Source organism: Paenibacillus rigui (assembly GCF_002234615.1).
Classification (GTDB): domain Bacteria; phylum Bacillota; class Bacilli; order Paenibacillales; family NBRC-103111; genus Paenibacillus_S; species Paenibacillus_S rigui.
The window spans coordinates 15,532-37,412 of the sequence record NZ_NMQW01000057.1; the positions used below are offsets into that span (position 1 = coordinate 15,532).

Consider the following 21,881-nt stretch of genomic DNA (forward strand, 5'->3'; position numbering starts at 1 on the left):
ACTTTTATACACTCCAACTCGTAAAAGGGAGCCGTCAGCTATGAAACGTCCGCCTTCAACGTTAACGGCAGAAATGCTTTTTGCCAAAAAAAACTTCCATATGTTTGTCAACCGTGCGCTTGAAGACTTTGCTCTGCCGCTGCACGCGCACGATTTCATCGAATTCGCCTATGTGGCGGAGGGGAAAGGCTTCCATCATATCGAGGATGAAGTGCATCCCGTGCACAAAGGTCAGCTGTTCCTCATTCCCGTTGGCATATCTCATGTGTTCCGCCCTTCATCTGTGGATACCGCCAAGCAGCCCTTGATCGTATATAATTGTGTTTTTACCCCTTTAACGATTGAATTTCTGTCCGGGATCATTGCAGACCAAGAGATTGAGACTTATCTTCAAAAGCTGGTCCATTCGGAAATACCCGCCTGGTATGGCCTCGAGGACCGGAACGGGAGGATCGAGCCCTTGCTGCTGAGACTGCATCAGGAATACAAGCTGGTGCAGGCGGGCTCGTACACGTATTTATATACCTTACTGCTGCAGCTCATCGTGGAGACGTATCGGCTGCTCTCTGAGGTCTCCCCCGGGCTGCGGGAGCAGCCGGGAGATACGCAAATCCATTTTGCCAAAGTGCTTGATTATATCGAGCAAAACTATCGGAATAGCGTCAATCTCGCTGACCTTGCCCTGCAATCCCAATGGAGCGAGCGACAGCTGCAGCGATTGTTCAAGCAGTACACAGGCCAGACGTTTCGCAGCTACCTGCAAAACTTCCGTATTCAAAAAAGCTGTGAGCTGCTCCGCACAACGCAACATAAAATAAGTGCCATTGCGGAAAACGTCGGCTACAAGGATGTGGATTCTTTCATTTCCGTGTTCAAGCGGATTGTCGGTACGACGCCTCATGAGCTGCGGATGCACTCGCGTAAATAAAATAGCACCTGAAGCAAGCAATGGACGCCTCATGAGCTGCGGATGCACTCGCGTAAATAAAATAGCACCTGAAGCAAGCAATGGACACCTCATAACTGTAAAAAGCCGGGGCGTAAAAAGCTCGCCACGGCGGAATGAGATTGAATAGTTCAATGCTTTTGCAGGTTGCGAATGATGCTTTCGTCCAAGGTTAGCTGCAAGCGCTCCATTGCCAGCAGCACCGAGCCTGTGACGGGAGAAACATGGGGCTTGACGACTGAAAAAGTTTTGCCGCTTCCGCTTTGAAGCTGTTCGCTCAGATGCCGAGCAAAATAAGGGCTGTTGAGTACGCTTCCAATTAAGGATACAGGAATTGCATCCAGCTCAAGCAAAGCGGCCAGCAGCTCGATACCTGTCTTTAATTGACCGACCGCCCGGTCGCATACCCGCTTGGCCAAAGCGCTGTTCTGGGAAGCAGCACAGGTAAGCGCGGGAGCAAATTGGCCGAACTTCCTGTCGCGCTCCCTTCGATCCTCGAGGAATCCGCTGCGTCCCAGCAGCAGAAATTCATGAAACGACTGTACTCCCCAGTGCTGCAGCAGCTGAGCCACCAGCTCCGAATCCGAGTCGTCCGTATGTCCCGCCAATACTTCAAAGGCCGCATCGTAAGCGAGAAGTCTTGCCGCACTGGCCGCATAGTGACGAAAGTCGTAATTGCGTACGAAGCTTCCGTCTTCCAGACGGGCCAGGATGATCGATCCGGTGCCGGAGATGGCAATGATGCCCGGCTTGGCCAGTAAAGCACCGTAATGAGCTACGACCGCATCATTCACATGCCACTTGGGACAATGCAGCCCTTCTACCTCGGTAAGCTGCTCAACCCATGCCAAATCCGATTCGGTATCATATCCGGCAATGCCGGCTGCGATGGCTTTCACCTGATGAGGCTCCTTGCCCGCCTCTTTCAACGAATCCAATAGTGCCAGGCGAACATTGTCAGCCGCATGAATATCCTTATGATAGGAGGCAGCCCCCTTTTCTACATAGGAAAGCACATTCCCGGATAGATCCGTCACCAAAATTCTTGTACGGGTCCCTCCTCCGTCGATTCCGATAATGACTTCCTGGTTTGCAGGCATCGGATGTCTCCCTCCCCGTCCGTATTGAATTTCTCATGTTACGAAGAATACGCCATGCCGCATCAATCAGTCACATATACTTTCTGGCCGACCGCAATGGGTCCTGTTTTGATACCTGTGGATTTCAGTAAGGGTTCCTACGGAAACATACGACAAGCTTACACCTTCTTATCTGCTTCATTTGAAATATCGGCCTCATCCGATCAGCTCTTCATAAGATCCGGGTGTTACCTTTCTCCATTAAACACGATTTTCAGGAGAGACTCAACCATAATTTTCCATACATCTAAAAAACGTTGGGTGTCTTCATTGAACAATATATGCTTGTGCACGGGAGGGCCGACCGCCGCTTCTCCATCCCGCTCCCCTTGCAAAAAAAGAAGCCAACATCCCGCTTGGCGCACGGATTGTTGACTTCCTCTATGTTGATCCAGCTTGACTAGGAGGCTGTAGGAACCTCCTGTGCAGCCGAGCTGGCGTCTGCTTCAAGCTTGGGTGATGCCGCTGAAGCCAGCGCGGCCTGTGCGGCTGCAATTCGCGCCAATGGCACGCGGTAAGGTGAGCAGCTGACATAATCCAGCCCCTGTTCATGGCAGAAGAAGATGGACTCCTTATCCCCGCCATGCTCTCCGCAAATGCCGGTTTTGAGCTCCGGCTTCACCGACTTGCCCTGCTCGGTCGCCCAGTGGACCAGCATGCCTACGCCTTCCCGGTCCAATACCTGGAACGGATTGGCAGGAAGCAGCTTTTGCTCCACATAGTGTGTCAAAAACTTGCCCTCGGCATCATCCCGGCTGTATCCCAGCGTCATCTGCGTCAAGTCATTCGTGCCGAAGGAGAAGAAATCCGCGTGCTTGGCAATTTGTGCTGCCGTTATAGCGGCTCTCGGCACTTCAATCATCGTGCCAACACGGTAAGTCAGCTCACTTCGCCGAGCTCCCAATACCTCCGATGCCTTCCGGTCCACAAGCTCACGCATCAGCTTCAATTCTACGGCATGGCCTACAAGCGGAATCATCACATCGGGGATCACTTCCAATTGCTCCTCTAAGCAGGTAAGTGCCGCCCGGAATAACGCTTCCACCTGCATCTCATATATTTCGGGGTACAATAGCCCCAACCGGCAGCCACGGGTGCCGAGCATCGGATTCATCTCGTGCAAGCTGCGCACCTTGCGCAGCAGCTTCTCGATTCGCTGCATGTCCGCAGCTTCCCCGCCTCGCTGCTGAAGCAGGGCATGCTGGATCGACAGCTGTTCCAGATTCGGCAAAAATTCATGAAGCGGCGGATCCAACAGCCGGATTGTAACCGGCAGCCCGGCCATGGCCCGGAAGATCCCTTCAAAATCGTGCTGCTGCATCGGCAGCAGCTGGGCCAAAGCGGCCTCCCGCTCCTCCGGCCGCTCCGCAAGAATCATCGCCTGAACGACCGGCACCCGGTCCGGCGACATGAACATATGCTCCGTGCGGCATAGGCCGATGCCCTCCGCGCCAAAGCTGCGCGCCCTGCGGGCATCCTCCGGCGTATCCGCGTTCGTGTACACCTGCAGGCGGCGCACGTCGTCCGCCCACGCCAGCAGCTCCTCAAGCTCCGCGGTCAGCTCCGGCTCGCGCAGCTGCACAACCCCGCGAATGACGCGCCCTGTGGCGCCGTCAATCGAAACCCAGTCGCCTTCGCCGATTGTCGCCGTCACCTGCTCGGCGACGACGACCTCGAAGGCTCCGTCCCGCAGCCGGATGGGCTCGCAGCCGCACACGCACGGCTTGCCCATGCCGCGGGCAACGACCGCGGCGTGGCTCGTCATGCCGCCGCGGCTCGTGAGCACCCCTTCGGCGGCAAGCACGCCGTGAATATCCTCCGGCGTCGTCTCCGACCGCACGAGGATGACCTTTTTGCCGGTGCGCGCCCAAGCTTCTGCCGTATCGGCATCGAACACGGCTTGCCCTGTGGCCGCCCCAGGGGAGGCCGGAAGGCCGACGGCCAATACGTCCGGCTCGCATGCCGGATCGATGGCGCGATGCAGCAGCTGGTCCAGATGAAAGGGCTCGATGCGCCCGATGGCCTCTTCTTTCGTAATGGTGCCTTCTTTCACGAAGGCAACCGCCAGCTGGACCGCCGCCTGAGCGGTCCGCTTCCCGTTACGGGTTTGCAGCAGGTACAGCTTCCCCTGCTCGACGGTAAACTCAATATCCTGCATATCCCGGTAATGCCGCTCCAATGCTGCGGCAGCCGCTACAAGCTGCTCGTAGGCCTGAGGCAGCTCCTCGGCCAGCCGTGCGATAGGCACAGGAGTCCGTATCCCGGCAACGACATCCTCTCCCTGCGCATTGATGAGAAATTCTCCGTACAAATGAGGTTCACCTGTAGAAGGGTTGCGAGTAAATACGACACCCGTTCCACACCCTTCTCCCCGGTTGCCGAATACCATCGCCTGAATGTTCACGGCCGTACCTTGTTCATCAGGAATCTGATGAATCTTTCGGTAAATCCGTGCTCTCTGATTGTTCCAAGAACGGAACACGGCCTCTACAGCAAGCTTCAGCTGTTCCTCAACAGCTTGGGGAAAAGGACGCCCCGCATGCTTGGCAATCACCGCTTTATATTCTTGAATCAAGCCTTGCAAGGCCGAGGCCGTCAGCTGATGATCTTCGTTAACGCCATGACGCTTCTTGGTCTGCTGGAGGATGAATTCAAACGGATAGCCTTCCAATTCAAATACGACATTGCCGAACATATGAATCAGACGGCGATAGCAATCGTAGGCGAATCGCTCATCTCCAGTCACCTTGGCGAGACCCTCCACCGTATCGTCGTTCAGGCCCAAATTTAATATCGTATCCATCATCCCCGGCATGGAGTCGACCGAGCCCGAGCGTACGGAAATAAGCAGCGGCTTCAAGGAATCGCCGAAGCGTTCTCCTTTGGCCTCCTCCAAACGATGCAGTGCCTCCAGCACTTCTTCGAACAAGCCGGAAGGCAGCTGACGATTCCCCGCATAATAAGCGCGGCAAACATCTGTCGTTATCGTAAATCCCGGCGGTACCGGCAGGCCCAGATGCGTCATCTCTGCAAGATTCGCCCCCTTGCCCCCTAACAGCTTCTTCATCGTCTTATTCCCTTGCTCGAATGGCATTACGCTTGGCATAAACCGATCCCTCCATAATATAATACGTCATATATAGTGATTATTTATCTAAAAACAAAATATCATACCTGCGATATAATTACAATAGTATGTTATATATTTATTTAGTATGTATTATTTAACTCTGATACAATAGCCCTTCCGCACATTCGCCCCTATTACCGCGTTTCTAGACCCCTATACAGTAGGAATCGCCAAGCTGCACATATACTAACTCATGCTAATCAGCTGAAATCTGTTGTCCTTAATTGGAGAAAGGAAGGAACTTCCCCATGAGCCCTAGATTCGCAGCCCATGTACTTTTATTCGATTGCCAAAAATTCATCCTGCCGATGCTGGATAATTGCGGCCCGCATGTAGAGAAGATCTATGTCGCCTACAGTCCCGTGCCTTGGACCTATAACCCCCAAGCCCGTGAAACCATGAGCAACACGGTCGATCCCGACATTTTGAAGCAATCCAAATATGCCGATAAAATCGAGCTGATCACCGGAACATGGGATCGGGAGCATGAACAGAGAAACGCCTGTTTGAAAAAAGCGAAAGAGGATGGCTTTGACTTTCTCCTGATCCATGATGCGGATGAGTACTATATCCATGAGGATTACGAACGCATGCTTCAAACGATAGCCGCTCATCCCGAGTACGATTATTATGCAACCCCGTGGTGTACGTTTTGGAAATCATGGGATTATATTCTGGTCAATGAGCAAAAATCGATCATCCACGGTTACCCTAATGTGGCGATGAACTGCAAGCGGGACGTGTGGTTCAGCCATCTGCGCAATCCGACCCCCGGAGCAAGCGCCTATTTCCTGGATGGACTCTGCTACCATGGCAGCTATGTGCTGAATGACGAAGAGGTGTATCGTAAAATCAGCTCGTGGGGGCACGCGCTTGATTTTGACAGAGAGGCCTGGTTTCAGAACAAATGGCTTAGCTGGACCGAGCATACCGAGGACCTTCACCCCACCCACCCTCACATCTGGAAAAAAGTGGTGAAGTATACAGGCCGTTTACCGGAGGTGCTTGAAGCCATAGCCCGCGTTCCCGTGACACCTCTGGAGGTCCCTGGCGCCAAAACTAGATTAAGCAGCCGAATTCCCGACTGGTTCCAGCGTATTCAAGGGATGGAGGGTTGGTTAAGCCCGATGGAACAGGTCGGGTTGCTCCACCTGCCGGCCATGGTAACCCATGTCGAGGGGGCTCTGGTCGAGATCGGCTCCTTCAAAGGAAAAAGCACCGCTTGTCTTGCCGTCGGAAGCCAATTGTTTACACAGCGCAAGCCGCATGTCCATGCCATCGATCCGCTCGTTTCCACCTGCTTCGCAGACTTTCATCACAATATGCAAACGCTCGGACTGGAGCATGCGGTTCAATCCATCCGCAAGTGGAGCACGGAGGCGTATGACGATTGTCCCGATGTCATCGCCGCCTTGTTCATTGACGGAGACCACAGCTACCTTGGGGTCAAGCATGACATTGATTATTATGCGACTCGAGTTGTCCCCGGCGGTGTCGTCGCATTTCATGATTATACCCACTCCCCCGAGGTCAAACGGGCCGTCGATGAATTGTGCCTATCGGACCACTTTGAGTATATGTGTGACTATGACAGCCTGCGCATAGTTCGGCGCACCTCCTGAACCTATAGCAGCAGCCTCTGCCTCGCCCAGGGATTAAAGGCGGCATCCCGCCCTTCCCCTTCATTGAACGGTTTCGCAAAAATAAAGACAACCCGGAGCGGTATTTACGCGTCCGGGTTGTTTGTTTTCCAAATGATAGCTTTCAGCCCCTAGCGGGGCTCGCCTAACCGTATTCCCCTGTCACGGATGCTCTACTCCTGCTTCGCGGTCTTGGCAAGAATCCCTTCCAGATAAGTCTTGTTGTATAAAATGCTGGGATGCTGAGGACGGAAGCCCCTCGCCAGTTCATTATGATGATAGGCCTTTTCGTGCTGTCCCATACGATCATAGCATACACACAGCTGAAGATGAGGGAGCCAGGTTCTGCAGGACGTATTCGTCATGCCCCAGCTGCTGGCAGGCTCCGGTGTATTCGTGGCCAGTTCGTACCAGAAAACGGCCTTCCTCCAGTCCTGCTTCTGCAAAAACCGGAAGCCGATGCGGCAGCAAGCCTCCGCTCTCGGCGTATCGTACAGGAACGACAGGAAGGTCATTTCCAGCTCCTTTTCTTCGTCCCCCAGATTGTGATAGCAATCTGCCATTTTACCGCACGCCGCTACGACATCCTCGATCCAGCCCGCCTTCGTATCCAGGAATTTCCTGTAATAAATCAATGCATCACTGAATCTTCCATGATCCTTTAACTCATTCGCATAATAGTATAAGTCCCTTGGACTAAACTGCTCTCCCTTGGCAAGGCGCTTCTCATAAATGTTCAAATTACGGTCTGACTCCCTATGATCCCCCAGATGAGTCACAGCCACATCGCTGTCGATGATATGCCCTCCCACCTGCAAATACTCGTGCACAGCCCCGTACCAGCGGAAGCCTTTGGACCGTTTCACCAAACGGTTGCGCCGCAGCATTGCGGTTACGTTGCCCTCCGCATCGAAAGCAAGGTGATATTTCATCGTGACGGAATCAACGTCCATGGAGAGGGTACGCTTCAATTCCTGCAGTTTGTCCTGATCCTCCGGCTTCAGCACATCATCGGCATCCAGCCACAGGATGTAGTTTTTTCCGGCCAAGCTAAACGCATAATTGCGTGCCGCTGCGAAATCGTCGATCCACTCAAAGTCATATACTTTATCCGTGTAGCGGCTCACGATAGCTTTGGTCTGGTCAGTCGAGCCGGTATCAACGATAATTATTTCGTCAACCAGTTGCTTCACCGAATCGAGGCAGCGGGCTATAGCGTCCTCTTCGTTCTTGACTATCATGCACAAGCTAATGGTAACAATCGGTTTAAAAAGCTCCCTTTGAAACGAAACACCCCATTTTTCCATTGCCCGCCTGCGGTTGTTGTCGAGCAGCTGCGACAGGTTGGCATTTTCCAGATGGTGTACGGTCCCATGCCCCACATGATGCACGAAAGCATCCTGCACAATGAGCAGGGCATATCCCGCATGCGCCGCGCGAAAGCACAAATCGTCATCCTCATAATTGCCGAGACCGAATGTTTCATCGAACGCACCTATTTCCTCAAACACGCTTCTCTTTATAAGCAGGCAAAAGCCGACGAGCCGTCGAACCTGCAGCGTTCGTCCATCGTTTTCCTCGCTATAGGCTTCCGCAAATGCGTCCAGCTGGGACAAGTCTTTATAAGGCACATCAATTCGCTGATAGCCGCTGACAAAATTGGACACCGGTCCTACGACCCCGATGTCCTCCCGGCTGTACAGAGCGCGAAGCATGCGATGAAGCCAGCCTTTTGTAACGACGGTATCGTTATTCAAAAACAGCAGATGATCCCCTGAGGCTGCTTGCGCGCCTTGGTTGCAGCCCTTCGGGAAGCCAACATTCGCTTCATTGCACAAAAGCACGACATCCTCCTGTGTTTTCAAAAAGTCGACGGTCTCATCGGTCGAGCCGTTATCGACTACAATGATCTCATAATCCTCCGGCGTATGCTTTCGGATGCTTTCCAGACATTGCTTCGTCAGCTCCAGCTGATTGTGAGTCAACATGATGATGCTTGTTTTCAACAGGTTCACCTCTATGGCCTGCACAGCCGTTTAGTTTTGCTATACCCAAGTAAACAGTATGCTATGGGTATAGTATATGCCGAGGCTTACGGCGTGCATGGTACAGTTCTCCTGAGCAGTATGAGAAAAAAACGGACCCGGCTGAATAAATCAGCCAAGTCCATTTATACGTCTTCGTTATTATCGTTACAATTCCGCAAGCGTCCGGTGTACCCGTACCGAATGCTCCGCAAGCTGATCAAGAACCGCGGCATCCGTCTTCTCATCTGTAATGACATGATGAATTTCATCCCAGGCTGCAACATGCGCAAGCGATTGCTGGCCGAATTTGCTGAAATCCGCCAGGATGAAGACGTGGTCGGCAATACCGATCATTTTCTGCTTAATCAGCGCCTGGAGCTCATTCGACTCGCTCAAGCCCCGCTGCAAATGAAGTCCCTTACAGGATAGAAACGCTTTATCCACATGATACGAGTGAAGTGACCGCTCGGCCAGTGGTCCTACATAAGAGAGGGAACGCGGCGACAGCAGCCCGCCCGTCGAAATCACTTGAATTTTCTCCTTGGAGCTGAGCTCCATAGCTACCTTGATCGAATTCGTCAGTACGGTAAGCGGCATATCCGGAAGCAGCTGTGCCATATACCAAGCAGTTGAGCTCGCATCCAGGATGATCCGGTCCTTTTCCTTCACCTGTTTTACGGCTACGGCTGCAATTGCCCGCTTTTCTTCCGCATTGGTCGTTTCCCGCTCTATGTAAGACGTCTCCGCTTGGGTTGATTTGATGCTGACTGCACCCCCATGGCTGCGACGCAGCTTGCCTTCGCCTTCAAGCTTATCCAAGTCACGGCGTATGGTTTCTTCCGTTACCTCGCATATCGCACCAAGCTCGGTTACACGAATGCTTCCGCGCTCGTTGACCAGCTGAACGATTTTTTGCCATCTTTGTGCTACCAGCATCCCAATCTCCCTCATTTGCAATGAACTACAAGCCACATAAGCCAATGCCATCTATTGTACAACAAAATAGCTGCTTTTCGCACTAGAAAATGTAGTGCACCGAATCCGCTTCGCCCCTTTATTCATCATGCCTCGGAATCAGCTCGGCAGCTAGAAGCTCGTAGGAACGTATCCGTTTGTCATAATCTGTAATCGGTGTTACAATCATCAGCTCATCCGCTTGATAGGACTGCTGCAGCTCCTTCAGGAGCCGGGCCAATCGCTCAGGTGTTCCTGCCAGCAGCTTCGCTCCGGCGGATGGCTCTTTCGAGGAGGATGCAGGCTCCGATGCCCCGGCAGGCTTGAACCAGGACGCTGCTTCCGCAGCAAGCCGTTCGGCTTCCTCAACCGTTTCAGCACATACGACATTGATGCCGATCATCGTACGCGGTGCGGACATCCATGGTGCGGATTGAAAAGCGGACCGGTACGATTCCAGTACGGCCGCACCATCCGAATCGCTCATAAACTGTCCGAAGACATAGCCAAGGCCGAATTGCGCCGCGTAGGCCGCACTTTTCCGGTTCGTTCCGAGCAGCCATACCTCCGGTGCAGCATCTGGGAACGGACGCGCCCGGACCGGTACCCCCTCCAGCTCGTATTGATCGTTCAATAAATCGAGCAAGTCTTGGAGTGATTCCGGTAAACGGCGGACATGCTCCAGAAAATTGCCGCTAAGCGCCATGCTGGCATGCGCCGGCCCGCCCGGAGCACGGCCAATGCCAAGATCAATCCGGTCACGGTACAATGTAGAGAGCAAGCGGAACGATTCCGCTACCTTCATGGGACTGTAGTGCGGAAGCAGCAAAGCTCCGGAGCCCAAGCGGATCGTTGTTGTCACAGCTCCAATGTGGGCAAGTAAAACTTCAGGGGCCGTACAGGCCAGTCCTGCCAGATCATGATGCTCCGCTACCCAGTAGCGCGAATAGCCCAGCCTCTCTGCCGTCTGAGCAAGTCTCCTTGCTTGCTCTAACGCTTTATTGTGTGCTGCACCGCCAAAAACAGGAACCAAATCCAGAACACTTAGTTTCATATCCCTTACGGCCTCCCCTTCTACTTTCCATTGAAGCACAGGACGTTGACGATGTCTATTTATCCTTGTTTTTGATACAATAGCCTATGGATTATTATGTAGTGAGGGAGAACATATTATGGCTCATAACCGTCGATTACTGACTGATCAAGATTTCAAAGAGGCTATGGATCGCCAAGTAGCCGTTCGCGTCTTTCAAGATGATCATGTCGTCGATTCGGGCGGAATCATCACCCGTTTTGACGAGCAGACCGTCGTCATCCAGTCCAGTGTTAGCGAGCTGGGCTATCATTCCCGGTCTGCTTGTGAATTTTTCGGCATGAGAAAAAAATAAAAGAAGCAAGCTGTTCTTGGAAACTGAACGAACGCCAGGCGCCGAAAAACGCCGCGGCGTTCGTTTTTTTGAAACTGGCTCGATGTGAAACTTTAGAAAAATGGATATGTCGCTTATATATGGATAAAATACAAACGACGATACAGACGATACCTATTGAACAAGGAGCGCTTTATGATCAGTAACCGTGAAATAAAGGGGCAAATCGACGAGCTGACCGAACAGAATCAGTTTCTGACTCAAGAGCTTCAACAAATTAAGGAGTTACTGCAAAACCAAACCAAGCAGCAAAACAAAGGTCAAGGTCAAGATCAAGGACAGGACCAGGGGCAAGAGGGGCAGGGCCGTAAACAATCCCGTCAAAATCAGGAGCAAAGCGCGGAAAGCGGGTCCGGCGGACAAGATGGCGGTGACAGCATGGGTGCCGGCGGCCAGCAGGAGCAGCAAAGCGGACAGCAGGAGCAACAGGATCGGCACAGCCAGCAAGGACAAGGTCAGTCAAGTCAGCAAGACAATGATTCGAACAACCAAATCTTCGGTATTGCCAACGATTTTCTGAAATTGAAGGAGCTGACCAGCAGTCTGGAGAAAAAAATGCAGGAGTATACCTCCAGCAAATCGGGCGGCGGCGGTAGTTTAACGGAGGAAGATGTTATTAATCTGGTATTAAGCATGATGAACGGGATGATCGACTGGACGATGGATTTCGCCTCCAAGCCGAAGCAAGGTAACCAGCCTTCCCGTTTGCAGTGAAGAGGGATCAACCGATCTCTCTTTTTTTATATGTCTGCCCCGCAATCGCCATCCGGCACGGTTTACAATTGGAGAAGAACATTTTAAAAGGAAAATTTCTCTAGTATACTGGATTCAGGAGGTGGATGGATTGTATGGAACGACGGCATCCGCAAGTGCACCGGATTCATGATGGTTCAAAGAATGCCCCCCGACTGGAGATTCACCAATCCTGGTGGGCGATGAGCGGGTTGGGGACTTCACAGCGGGAGTGGACAACGGAGGAAAAATTTGAAAAGCTCGCGGAGGCCGGCTTTACCGGAATTCTCGGCAGACTGCCCGCTCCGGAGGAGCAGGCATTGTGGCGCAAACTCCTGGACGAGTATCAACTCAGCTTCGGGGTACATTCGTTTCCTTCCCGACGTGAAGAATTGGCTTCCTTCCTGCAGGAAGCCAAGCGATTCGGAGTGCAGTACGTCAACTCCCAGGTCATGGACTCTTTCGTGACCGATGAAGCAGCGGTACAATTGCTGCACGAGCTTACGGAAGAAGCGGCAGCGGCCGGTCTTCCCTATTTGGTGGAAACCCATCGCGGGCGGGTCACTCAAGACCTGCACCGAACCGTAAGCTACGTCCAAGCCTTGCCCTCCCTTCGGCTGACCATCGATTTGTCACACTATGTTGTTGCCGGAGAGATGGTTGGGGAAAGCATGCTTCGCCAAGCGGAGCCGCTGTTTGACGTCCTGCTCCAGCGAACCTCGTCCCTCCACGGCCGCGTATCTAACGGTGAGCAGGTGCAGATCGACATCGGGGATCAAGTGGAGTCGGAGCTGACCGCCCCATATTTGCGTTGGTGGAGCAAGGGGATGGCCTACTGGCTTCAGGATGCGCAGCCCGGCGATGTCCTGCCGTTCGTTAGCGAGCTGGGGCCTCCCGGCTATGCAATAACTTCAAGATCACACGGCGGTGCCGCTACGGAGATTTCCGACCGATGGCAGCAGGCCATGATCTTCAAGCAGCTGGCAGAGGAAGCTTGGCGACAAGCACACACTTTGCGCTTGGCATCATCCATAGATTCTTGAATGTTGGGTGTACAGCAAAAAGACCGGGCTTTGCTCCTCCCATGTGGAGATGGCAAAGCCCGGTCTCTCAAAATAGCTTATTCCCAAGGGAACTTCGTCGTCAAATGCCCCGAGAAGTTTTTGCTCTTTTCCCTGCGGATTCGCCGGAACTCGGCCCGATCCTCCGCCGTTTCATTCAGCCGCTTCTCTTCTTCGGTCTCGGGAACCACCTGCGGAACCGGTACCGGCTTCTTGTTTTCGTCCAATGCCACAAAGGTCAAGAACGAGGTCGCGGCAATACGGCGCTCGGCTGTTTTCAGATCCTCGGTCATCACCTTCACGAACACTTCCATCGAGCTTTTTCCTGTATACGTTACAAAGGATTCCAGACAAACGGAATCCGTCGGCCGGATCGGAAACAGAAAGTCAACAGAGTCCGTGGACGCGGTCACGACCGATCTTCTGCAATGCTTCGAAGCCGAGATCGATGCGATGTCGTCGATATAAGCCATCAGCTTGCCGCCGAACAGTGTATTATGGTTGTTGACGTCGGTTGGAAATACACGCGACGTTTTGTAGCATCTGGACTCCTTGGCAAATCTTTGTTCCATGATGTTTCATCCCCCAATGGTTTACCGGACAAGCCCGGTCTTCTATTTATTCATACTATAAGTTATCGCATGAACTTGAGCAATACTTTCCGATGACCCTTTTTGGTTTTAGCAGCTTCTTTTAGCTTTCCCGTTGCAGCCTGCTTGCCATAGCCTTTTTGGGGAGGTTTAATAATAGAGAGAGGAGTGATCCGATGCATGCGAAAAAAATAGCTGCCGAGAAGGCGGTTGAGTGGATTCAGGATGGAATGACAGTAGGTCTTGGGACAGGCAGCACAGCGTATTGGGCCATTCAAAGCATCGCTGCACGCGTAAAGGATGGGCTAAGCATTAGAGCTGTCGCCAGCTCCACCTCATCGGAGGATCTGGCCCGGGAGCTTGGTATTCCTCTTGTTCCTTTCGCCGACGTCGAAACCATAGATATGACCATCGATGGGGCCGATGAGGTGGACGATCAATTAAGCTTGATCAAGGGCGGAGGAGGCGCACTGCTCCGGGAAAAAATACTTGCCGCTAGCAGCAGGCGGCTCATCATCATCGTGGATGCGTCCAAGCGGGTCAAGCAGTTGGGCCGCTTCCCTCTACCGGTAGAAATCGTCCCCTTTGCGGCGAATTTAACGCTAGCCCAAATTAAAGCGTTAGGTTGTCTTCCTGAGCTTCGCTTGAAGGACGGCCAGCCCTTCGTCACCGATAACGGCAATTGGATCGCCGACTGCCGCTTCCGTACGATTGAAGAGCCCGGATCCCTGGAAACACAGCTCAACCTGATTCCAGGCGTGGTGGAGAATGGGCTGTTCGTCCATAGGGCGAGCTCCGTCATCGTAGGTTATGAAGATGGTACCGTGCAAACCTTTACACGGTAAGTGCGCAGAGCACCATGAATAACCGGCTTCGCCATCTTTCAAGATGAAAAAGGACAAGCCCCTCCATGTTGGGTGAGCTTGTCCTTTTTGGGCTGTTATCCTTGTTACATGCCCACAATTTCAAAGCGGTTCACGGGTCTGAACAACCGTTTGCCTTCAATCGCAACATGATCGTCTGAATAAGCGGTTATTTTGCCTGGCGGATAAATCGTGATATGCCCTTGAGTCGCTTTGATAATATAGCCCATTTTTTTTGCTTCTTCAAAATCATGATCTCCTACCAAGTAATGTCCAATTTCCATTATGGTTTCCTCCTCAAGGTGGCAAAGCAGTATTGTCAAATGATTATACCACATTCATCGCCCGAAGAAACGTTTCGGTATAATCCGAGTCTTTTGGGCAAACATAACAATAATTGCAATATAGAAAGGCGGATGTTTTCCCATGATTCAATGGATTAAGAGCATTAACTTACTATGGGCTTTTATTGTACTCTTCGCGTTTCACGGGCTGCTGTATTATTCCCTGGGCACGCCGGGCTGGTTTACCGTCACATTGATGGCCTCCGCCGTGGATACGGCTGTTCTTGCGGTTGTCCAGAAGGTACTGCCGGCCCAAACCAAGCAGAGGTAAGCTGAGGATTATTCGTTGTAGCCCTTCTCCCCAAAGGGCTGCAGCTTCTCTATCCATTGTTGTTCCATAGCGGCAAGCTGCTGGCTGATCGGTGCATCCGGGGCGCTGCTGCCCGGCTTGAATTCCTCGAGCACCTCGAATACGAAGGCTTCCTCTCCGAATTCCTTCCAATCCTTTTGCAGGCCTTTAATCCTGCTGCCTTTCATCTTCAGCTCGAACTGCAGCCTATTCCATACCGCGTCCAGATTCGGACTGCTCCCGACGAACAGCTTCCCGTTCTCTGTGTTTCGCACCTGATATACTCCCGCTGCATTCTTTCTCTCTTTGTAAGCAGCGAGCAGCTCTTGACGCCTTTCCTCCGTCATCGCGGGGATTCCCTCATTCACCCAATACGCGCTGCCGTCTTCTTCCCGGTCCATGAAGCCATATTCGATCATGTAGCGTCTCAAGGTCACATAATCGTGGAACGCAGCTTGAAGCAAGGTGTTGACCTCTTTCTCCGTATAGCGTTTGCCCACTTCAAAACGGGATATCAGGTGTCGCAAAATGACCAGCTTCCGTTTCTCCTTCTTCGGAAAACTGCTGAGCGGGCCTTCCGGGCCTTCTTTGAAATAATTCAGAATGATCGTATGATACTCATCCTCTGTGGTTGCATAGCGCTCATCACGCACCGTCGCGGTACGGTGAATTTCCACGAGCTGCTGCTTCCTGGCGGGCTTCTCCTGTTCTTTACCGCCACTCCTCTGCTGCTGCTCCAGCAGCTCCATGATGGCCAGGAACAGCTTCGCCTGCTTCTCCTTCTCCCGAAGCGCAAAACGGTGGTTGCGAATCGTCGAAGTGCTTCCTCCGTCCAGCTGTTTTACAATCTCCTGATCATTAAAGCCGTCATAAAATAGACGCAGCAAATTTTTTTGCAGGTCCGTCAAACCTGTCAGCTTTTTGTTAAGACCCAACAAATAATCAAACATCGAGCCGTGCTCCTGCCGAAGATGAAGCTTGGCATATTTCTCCGCCTCATAGAAATGATCGCCCTCTGCGTAAATGATGCCCTTCTCGAACGATTTGCCGCAAACGAGGCAGTCAAAGGTTTCCGTAGTGGCTTGATAGGAATAACCGCGTACAATCTCGTGCAGGGGTGCCTTCCACAACGCATCGACCTGATCCATATATAAACACTTCCTCATTACGTTTATTTAATATATAGACAATATAACTTTTCGTTTATATAATTGTCAAGACTTAGCCAAATAAAAAGCAGCCCAACTTCGGTTAAAGTTGAAGACTGCTCTCGACTATTCCTGCAATTGCGCGATTAACTCCCCGTCTCTTTGGATTACCTTGAATTCAGCCAGCCCTTTGGCCGGTACATTCAGGCAGGCACCTGTATGCGGATTGAACGTCCATCCATGCATCGGACAAACCAATTCCCCATCCTCCCACTCCACCCATTGTCCGGCGTGAGGACATTTTCGGGACACAAGCCTGAACGTTTCGCCATCCTTAAGCACATAACAGGGTCGACCCTCCAGCTCAACCTCAGCCGGCAGCTCCTGATCAAAACGGCTCACTGGACCTAATACGATTTCGTTCATATAACAAATCTCCTTCCAACAGCAATAGCTTAAAGCTTCGACACAATGGATCCCCATTCCTCTTCTTCACTTAACCCGGCCGGCTGCCCGTCACAATTTTATGAATTCTTATTTGGAATCATTGATTATTTTACGTATTACCGCTAATATTAATCCTTGTGCCAACAAAGCCGAGAACCAACAAAACCGGAGGTGAAGATTCCTTTGCAGACCGACACAACCAAACCCGATGTAGCGCCCGTACCGATATGGAGATGCAAAAATAAAGAATGCAAATCATGGATACGTGAGGAAATGGCTCCCCCTTCCCCCGTTTGCCCACTTTGCAGCGGCGCCATGATCAAAAGCATCAAGCACCTGCCCAAGCTGATGAATAAGTACAAGGCTCCAAAAAAATAAAAGGCTTGCTCCGAGGGCTTGCCTACATATGAATGGAAAAAGCCGTTCTTCTACGAAGTCCGGCTTTACTCTTAGCTTTGAAATTCTGTAGAAATACCGCCCATTTGCTGCAGCTTCTCAATCTCCTTGCATAGCTCATGCTGCCATTCCACATCCTTCGTCATGGAAGCGGCAAGAGATAAATTATAAAGCCGTGACAGCTTTCTTGCATAAATAGCATTATAATGCAGGCATGCCGACATTTCCGATGCCTCTTCCTCCGTTAATCCCCTTTTCTGCTGCAATGTCCAAAGCTCCGCTAATCTCCAATGTACCGATAGCATTCCTGCTTCCTCCCAACCAGTTATTAGTAGCTAGTATGGGCATAGAAAAAACAAAATAGACGGAAGCCCCGCGGATCTACTGAAACAATACGGAGAGGTTAGCGTATACATATATAACTTCAATTTAAAGGGACGAGGTGGTTACGATGTATTTATTGGCGATTTTACTTCCTCCAGTGGCTGTACTTTTCTGCGGCAAACCGTTCCAAGCCTTCATTAACCTGATTCTAACGTTATGCTTCTGGCTGCCTGGCGCCATTCACGCTTGCATGGTCGTCCACGAACGGAAGCAGGACAAACGAATGGAGCGTATGGCGCGGTACCTGGATAAATAACCGAAAGCTCCTATACAAAGCTAAGGATAAACGGCTTCGCCATCTTTCAGGATGGCCTGCCTTTGTCAAGGTAGACGAAAGTTGTGAAACGTTTACTTTCCTATCTGCTTACAAAAACAGGCTGCCGAGGGCAGCCTGTCAATGTACCGGTTTCGTTTGCACATGCGATTTGAGAGGGCGTACAACCAGATTCATTCCATCGACCAACCCTTGAAGATAAATTATTTTTTCCTTATTGTCATGTTCATTCGCAGCCGCTTCAGACAATTTCCTGCGGAATTTTGTCTGTGTTTCCTCAAGATTGTGAACAATTTCGGTGAGCTCCGTTACCGCTTTGCGGCACTCCGTAAAGTCTTCCTCACTGAAAATCTCTTTGTTGCGGCTGATGAGATCATCAATAAAATCATGATAGTGGACTGTATCCATCGTTATTTTTACCTCCTCCGTAACCCAACCTATTTTCTGTAAAAGGTGGCGTTTCTATGCATTAGAGGAGGCAAAAAAGCGTTGAATCCGCTTGCTAATGACAAGCAACCGAGTGTTTCCTTTGAAGGAAGGCTGAGGATGGTTAGGTCCAGCCCCAGAAAAAGCCGTCACGGTCCCAAGCTACCCTGCCGCCGTGGAGCTTCTTGAACAATTTCTTCACTTCTTTGGAGATCGATACGTTGCCGTTCTCGTTCGTATAAATATAGGACTCTCCATAATGCTCCGTAATATAGCGGACCGCCTCGGTCTGATATAAAATACCTGCAAACTTGACTTCCTTCAGCATCCATTGAGCAATTTCTTCCGCCTTACTTTCCAATGGGATCTCTCCTTGTCCGTTCATTTCTCATCTTGACGATTGATTTTAATGCCCCATACCGTGTCTTTCCGATAGCTGCCGGCCTCAAGCCATGCAGGAATCCGTTCATCCGATGGATAGTGCTGCTCCAAATATTGGGCGAAGATCTGAATAAATCGTATTTCCAGGTTCAATTTGTTATAGTCACTGGGGTATTGATCTAAGGCGGCGAGGTGTTTCTCCCATAGCGGCAAATCCTCCGGTGTGCTTTGCCCTTGCAGCTGCTGCCCAACGAGATGCCTTAGTCCTGCGGCCGCTTGGCCAAGCGGTCCCGAGCTTTTCACAAGCCGATTCACCGCGACTCCTGCTCCGATCAGAAGTGCGAGTCCGAGCCAAGCCCATATTCCGTTCATCAATTCTCTCCCCTCTCATCCGTTCCTTCCACGGCTCCTGCTATTCCGATAGTACCTGCCGCGTCTGCTGCTTCGCCGCTTCTCTCGGACGCTGCATATACTCGAGAATATACCCGTCCAACGTTCTGCTGATCTGCTGTACCTCAGGATGCTGTAAATTAAATTTTCTCCTCGCGGCCACATCGATAAGCATCTTCTTTAAATCCTCGATCATCTGCCCCAGACCTTCGCTATCCAACCTGTTCACCCGCCTGCACGCTCCATAAATCCCCTTTTCATTCAATCGTCAGCACATGGACATCATACCGGATTATTATACCTTTTAGGCAAATGTTACACAATATGAGAGCGGCGGAAGAGATTTCATTTGAAGCCATAGACCGGTTAAGCATCGGACCTGCCAGCAAAGGATAGCTACTTACTTTAACGTTAGAGAAGCACCTCACGGTAACTAAATGAACTCTTTTTCAGCTCTTACCAAAATTAACAATTGTTTTTATAATAACTATTGTGCGATAAATCAAATCCACAAGGAGGCTTGCCACGCATGAAATATAGAAGATTAGGAAACAGCGGATTGAAGGTCAGCGAAATCAGCCTTGGCAGCTGGTTAACTTACGGCGGTTATGTCGGAGAGGATCCTGCCGTTCAATCGATCGAGCAAGCTTATGACCTTGGTGTTAATTTCTTCGACACAGCGAACGTGTATGAGCGTGGCGAAGCGGAGAAAGTAATGGGCAAAGCTTTGTCCCGTTACCCGAGAGAATCGTATGTTCTGGCGACCAAAGTATTCAATACAATGGGCGACGGGCCGAATGACAGAGGCTTGTCCCGCAAACACATTATGGAGCAGGCGGAAGCGAGCCTAAAGCGTCTGGGAACAGATTACATCGACATCTACTATTGCCATCGCTACGATCCTGAAACGCCGCTGGAAGAAACCCTGCGTGCGCTCGACGATCTGGTTTCCCAAGGCAAAGTGCTGTATATCGGTGTCAGCGAGTGGACGCCCGCTCAAATTGTCGATGCTTACGCCATTGCGGACAAGCTGCTGCTGGATAAGATCATCGTCAACCAACCGATTTACAACATGTTCAACCGTTACATTGAAAAAGAAATTATTCCGATCGGCGAATCCAAAGGCTTCGGACAAGTCGTGTTCTCTCCGCTTGCGCAGGGCTTGCTGACAGGCAAGTACAAGCTGGGCCAGCCGATTCCGGCTGACAGCCGCGCATCCAGCAAAAACTGGGACGAAAAGCGGCTGAACGAAGCTGCCTTAGTCAAGGTCGAGCAGCTCGGCAAAATTGCCGGCGAGCTTGGAATCAAGCTGTCTCAGCTGGCGATTGCCTGGATTCTGAGACAAAACAATGTGGCCAGCGCATTGGTTGGCGCAAGCCGTCCGGAGCAGGTCGTCGAGAACTGTGCAGCTAGCGGTATCGCCCTTTCCGAGGATGTGCTTCAATCGATCGAAGCGATTCTTCAAGCTTAGCGTTTAGCATCAAGGAAGCGTTGTAACAAACCGAACAAATCCATACTCCCCTCCCACAAAAGAAAGGAACCAACCGGCGAGCCGCTTCGGCTGTCGGTTGGTTCTTTTTTTACCCGCCGATACCAATGAGATCGGCGGAGTTTTATTGATTTCCCCTTGCGGTTATTTCACCGCCCAGTTCCCTTGGCGGAACACGGGCTCTACGGTGCCGTCCGGCAGCTCCCCGTCGATATTAAGCTCGGCCGAGCCGACCATGAAATCGACGTGCGTCAGGCTGACATTTGCCCCTGCGGCGAGCAGCTCTTCCTTCGTCATCTTCGTGCCGTTCTCCAAAGTGAACGGATAAGCGCTGCCTACAGCAAAATGGCAGGAGGCGTTCTCATCGATACCCGTGTTATAGAATACACGGTTCAGATTGGAGATGGGCGAGTGATGCGGAACCAGCGCGACTTCGCCCAAATATTTTGCCCCTTCGTCTGTATCCAGTAGGGCCTTCAGATACGCCTCACCGACTTCGGCCGAATAGCTGATGACCCGCCCCGCTTCGAAGGTCAAGGAAAATCCGTCTACCAACCGCCCGTTCAGGTTCAACGGCTTCGTGCTGGTGACCTTCCCATCCACCCCGGTCCGCTTCGGCATCGTGTATACCTCTTCCGTCGGCATATTCGCGACGAAATAGATGCCATCATCGTTGGTCGTTCCTCCGCCATGCCACACATGCCCTTCCGGCAGCTCGACCGTCAGGTCCGTTCCCGGCGCTTGATAATGAAGCTTTTTGTATTTCTTGGCGTTCAGGATATCTTTGACTTTTTTGAGGCGGCCGATATGCTCCTGCCACGCTGCTACCGGATCGTCCTGATCCACCCGGTTCATACGGAAAAGGGTGTCCCACATCGCTTGAACCCGTTCCTCCTCCGGCAGGTCGGAGAACACTTTGGAAGCCCAAGCCCGGGTGGGTGCCTTCACCAGACACCAGCTGAATTTTTTATTCCGGACATAGCCCTGGAACTTGGCTCTGGCGACGGATGCCGCCTTCGTTGCGGTAGTCACGCGATTCGCATCGATCCCCTGATACAGCTCCGGGTCCGGCACCTTAATATTCAGCAGCGCTCCCCCGCCTTCCGCCAGCTGCTCCATCATCGGGGCGATCCATTCCGGATAATAGCTGAACGAGTCCTCCGGCGCATACAAGAACCGGTTCCTTGTCACCTGCTCATCGTCCCACTGCACCTGAACGTATTTGGCTCCGGCTTCATATGCCTTCTTCACCACCTGGCGGGTAAACTCTACGGCCTCCAACGGAGATTCGACGAAAAGCACTTGTCCCGGTTGAAGGTTGACACCTACCCGAATGACCAGCTCGGCGTATTTTTCTATGTTTTTCTCGAATGAACTCATTATTCTGCCTCCTCTATTCTTGTT

25 protein-coding genes and 1 pseudogene are annotated in these 21,881 nt (G+C 51.7%); 10 read left to right on the forward strand and 16 right to left on the reverse strand.

Annotation, left to right across the window (positions count from 1 at the left end; translation table 11 throughout):
- The first annotated feature begins 40 nt into the window (after nucleotides 1-40).
- The gene (locus CF651_RS29010; protein WP_094018355.1) at nucleotides 41-928 is read left to right on the forward strand and encodes an AraC family transcriptional regulator; all 888 of its coding nucleotides are present in this window, start codon (nucleotides 41-43) and stop codon (nucleotides 926-928) included.
- A 149-nt stretch (nucleotides 929-1,077) separates the two neighbouring features.
- Here CF651_RS29010 and CF651_RS29015 read toward each other — a convergent pair whose 3' ends face one another.
- Entirely contained in the window at nucleotides 1,078-2,046 is a 969-nt protein-coding gene (locus CF651_RS29015; protein ID WP_094018356.1) for an N-acetylglucosamine kinase, read from the reverse strand.
- A gap of 439 nt (nucleotides 2,047-2,485) precedes the next feature.
- The gene (gene ppdK / locus CF651_RS29020) at nucleotides 2,486-5,191 is read right to left on the reverse strand and encodes a pyruvate, phosphate dikinase (protein WP_094018357.1); all 2,706 of its coding nucleotides are present in this window, start codon (nucleotides 5,189-5,191) and stop codon (nucleotides 2,486-2,488) included.
- Nucleotides 5,192-5,463: 272 nt separating this feature from the next.
- On the opposite strand from ppdK, the gene CF651_RS33045 reads away from it, so the two are divergent.
- Nucleotides 5,464-6,837, forward strand: a complete 1,374-nt coding sequence (locus CF651_RS33045; protein ID WP_245856203.1) for a class I SAM-dependent methyltransferase — start codon at nucleotides 5,464-5,466, stop codon at nucleotides 6,835-6,837.
- Nucleotides 6,838-7,028: 191 nt separating this feature from the next.
- Here the strand turns inward: CF651_RS33045 and CF651_RS33050 are convergent, their stop codons facing one another.
- The 4 genes and pseudogenes from CF651_RS33050 to CF651_RS29040 form a co-directional block, all read right to left on the reverse strand.
- Nucleotides 7,029-8,117, reverse strand: coding sequence for a glycosyltransferase family 2 protein (locus tag CF651_RS33050; RefSeq protein ID WP_245856208.1), 1,089 nt, complete (start codon nucleotides 8,115-8,117; stop codon nucleotides 7,029-7,031).
- A 63-nt stretch (nucleotides 8,118-8,180) separates the two neighbouring features.
- A pseudogene (locus tag CF651_RS33055) lies at nucleotides 8,181-8,843 on the reverse strand (glycosyltransferase family 2 protein); the annotation flags it as partial.
- A gap of 204 nt (nucleotides 8,844-9,047) precedes the next feature.
- A complete protein-coding gene (locus CF651_RS29035; RefSeq protein WP_094018359.1) occupies nucleotides 9,048-9,818 on the reverse strand; it encodes a DeoR/GlpR family DNA-binding transcription regulator in 771 nt (256 codons plus the stop codon).
- Nucleotides 9,819-9,936: 118 nt separating this feature from the next.
- Nucleotides 9,937-10,890 carry an MsnO8 family LLM class oxidoreductase gene (locus CF651_RS29040; protein WP_094018360.1) on the reverse strand — a complete coding sequence of 318 codons (954 nt, stop codon included), beginning with the start codon at nucleotides 10,888-10,890 and terminating at the stop codon, nucleotides 9,937-9,939.
- A gap of 118 nt (nucleotides 10,891-11,008) precedes the next feature.
- Between CF651_RS29040 and CF651_RS29045 the strand changes: the two genes are divergently transcribed.
- The 3 genes from CF651_RS29045 (at nucleotide 11,009) to CF651_RS29055 (ending at nucleotide 13,038) form a co-directional block, all read left to right on the forward strand.
- Nucleotides 11,009-11,224, forward strand: a complete 216-nt coding sequence (locus tag CF651_RS29045; RefSeq protein WP_094018361.1) for a hypothetical protein — start codon at nucleotides 11,009-11,011, stop codon at nucleotides 11,222-11,224.
- Between the two features lie 174 nt (nucleotides 11,225-11,398).
- Nucleotides 11,399-11,977, forward strand: a complete 579-nt coding sequence (locus CF651_RS29050; RefSeq protein ID WP_094018362.1) for a hypothetical protein — start codon at nucleotides 11,399-11,401, stop codon at nucleotides 11,975-11,977.
- Nucleotides 11,978-12,111: 134 nt separating this feature from the next.
- Nucleotides 12,112-13,038 (forward strand): sugar phosphate isomerase/epimerase family protein, encoded by a 927-nt coding sequence (locus tag CF651_RS29055; RefSeq protein ID WP_094018363.1) that lies wholly within the window; start codon nucleotides 12,112-12,114, stop codon nucleotides 13,036-13,038.
- 77 nt (nucleotides 13,039-13,115) lie between these two features.
- On the opposite strand, the gene CF651_RS29060 is transcribed toward CF651_RS29055, so the two are convergent.
- Complete coding sequence (locus tag CF651_RS29060) at nucleotides 13,116-13,628, reverse strand: acyl-CoA thioesterase (RefSeq protein ID WP_094018364.1); 513 nt, start codon at nucleotides 13,626-13,628, stop codon at nucleotides 13,116-13,118.
- A gap of 194 nt (nucleotides 13,629-13,822) precedes the next feature.
- On the opposite strand from CF651_RS29060, the gene rpiA reads away from it, so the two are divergent.
- Complete coding sequence (rpiA, locus tag CF651_RS29065; protein WP_094018365.1) at nucleotides 13,823-14,491, forward strand: ribose-5-phosphate isomerase RpiA; 669 nt, start codon at nucleotides 13,823-13,825, stop codon at nucleotides 14,489-14,491.
- Between the two features lie 104 nt (nucleotides 14,492-14,595).
- On the opposite strand, the gene CF651_RS29070 is transcribed toward rpiA, so the two are convergent.
- Nucleotides 14,596-14,793: a hypothetical protein gene (locus CF651_RS29070; RefSeq protein WP_094018366.1), complete on the reverse strand. Its 198-nt coding sequence runs from the start codon at nucleotides 14,791-14,793 to the stop codon at nucleotides 14,596-14,598.
- 142 nt (nucleotides 14,794-14,935) lie between these two features.
- Between CF651_RS29070 and CF651_RS29075 the strand changes: the two genes are divergently transcribed.
- On the forward strand, nucleotides 14,936-15,124 hold the full coding sequence (locus CF651_RS29075; protein WP_094018367.1) for a hypothetical protein: 189 nt from the start codon (nucleotides 14,936-14,938) through the stop codon (nucleotides 15,122-15,124).
- Nucleotides 15,125-15,132: 8 nt separating this feature from the next.
- Here the strand turns inward: CF651_RS29075 and CF651_RS29080 are convergent, their stop codons facing one another.
- Both CF651_RS29080 and CF651_RS29085 read right to left on the reverse strand, forming a co-directional pair.
- Nucleotides 15,133-16,290 (reverse strand): DUF2087 domain-containing protein, encoded by a 1,158-nt coding sequence (locus CF651_RS29080; RefSeq protein ID WP_094018368.1) that lies wholly within the window; start codon nucleotides 16,288-16,290, stop codon nucleotides 15,133-15,135.
- A gap of 126 nt (nucleotides 16,291-16,416) precedes the next feature.
- Nucleotides 16,417-16,716, reverse strand: a complete 300-nt coding sequence (locus CF651_RS29085) for a Rieske (2Fe-2S) protein (protein ID WP_094018369.1) — start codon at nucleotides 16,714-16,716, stop codon at nucleotides 16,417-16,419.
- A 192-nt stretch (nucleotides 16,717-16,908) separates the two neighbouring features.
- On the opposite strand from CF651_RS29085, the gene CF651_RS33225 reads away from it, so the two are divergent.
- Nucleotides 16,909-17,115, forward strand: a complete 207-nt coding sequence (locus CF651_RS33225) for a cold-inducible protein YdjO-related protein (RefSeq protein WP_281254528.1) — start codon at nucleotides 16,909-16,911, stop codon at nucleotides 17,113-17,115.
- 71 nt (nucleotides 17,116-17,186) lie between these two features.
- Here the strand turns inward: CF651_RS33225 and CF651_RS29095 are convergent, their stop codons facing one another.
- Nucleotides 17,187-17,438: a DUF7667 family protein gene (locus CF651_RS29095; protein WP_094018371.1), complete on the reverse strand. Its 252-nt coding sequence runs from the start codon at nucleotides 17,436-17,438 to the stop codon at nucleotides 17,187-17,189.
- A gap of 146 nt (nucleotides 17,439-17,584) precedes the next feature.
- On the opposite strand from CF651_RS29095, the gene CF651_RS29100 reads away from it, so the two are divergent.
- Nucleotides 17,585-17,773, forward strand: a complete 189-nt coding sequence (locus tag CF651_RS29100) for a YqaE/Pmp3 family membrane protein (RefSeq protein ID WP_094018372.1) — start codon at nucleotides 17,585-17,587, stop codon at nucleotides 17,771-17,773.
- Between the two features lie 138 nt (nucleotides 17,774-17,911).
- On the opposite strand, the gene CF651_RS29105 is transcribed toward CF651_RS29100, so the two are convergent.
- The 4 genes from CF651_RS29105 to CF651_RS29120 all read right to left on the reverse strand — a co-directional run bounded on the left by CF651_RS29105 (nucleotide 17,912) and on the right by CF651_RS29120 (nucleotide 19,217).
- Entirely contained in the window at nucleotides 17,912-18,199 is a 288-nt protein-coding gene (locus CF651_RS29105) for a hypothetical protein (protein ID WP_094018373.1), read from the reverse strand.
- Between the two features lie 142 nt (nucleotides 18,200-18,341).
- Entirely contained in the window at nucleotides 18,342-18,578 is a 237-nt protein-coding gene (locus tag CF651_RS29110; RefSeq protein ID WP_179233046.1) for a DUF6953 family protein, read from the reverse strand.
- A 20-nt stretch (nucleotides 18,579-18,598) separates the two neighbouring features.
- Entirely contained in the window at nucleotides 18,599-18,970 is a 372-nt protein-coding gene (locus CF651_RS29115) for a hypothetical protein (protein WP_094018374.1), read from the reverse strand.
- A 40-nt stretch (nucleotides 18,971-19,010) separates the two neighbouring features.
- The gene (locus tag CF651_RS29120) at nucleotides 19,011-19,217 is read right to left on the reverse strand and encodes an aspartyl-phosphate phosphatase Spo0E family protein (RefSeq protein WP_144029128.1); all 207 of its coding nucleotides are present in this window, start codon (nucleotides 19,215-19,217) and stop codon (nucleotides 19,011-19,013) included.
- A 300-nt stretch (nucleotides 19,218-19,517) separates the two neighbouring features.
- Here CF651_RS29120 and CF651_RS29125 point away from each other — a divergent pair, with 300 nt between their 5' ends.
- Nucleotides 19,518-20,459 carry an aldo/keto reductase family protein gene (locus tag CF651_RS29125; protein WP_094018376.1) on the forward strand — a complete coding sequence of 314 codons (942 nt, stop codon included), beginning with the start codon at nucleotides 19,518-19,520 and terminating at the stop codon, nucleotides 20,457-20,459.
- A 162-nt stretch (nucleotides 20,460-20,621) separates the two neighbouring features.
- Here the strand turns inward: CF651_RS29125 and CF651_RS29130 are convergent, their stop codons facing one another.
- Complete coding sequence (locus tag CF651_RS29130) at nucleotides 20,622-21,857, reverse strand: aminopeptidase (RefSeq protein ID WP_094018377.1); 1,236 nt, start codon at nucleotides 21,855-21,857, stop codon at nucleotides 20,622-20,624.
- Nucleotides 21,858-21,881 lie beyond the last annotated feature (24 nt).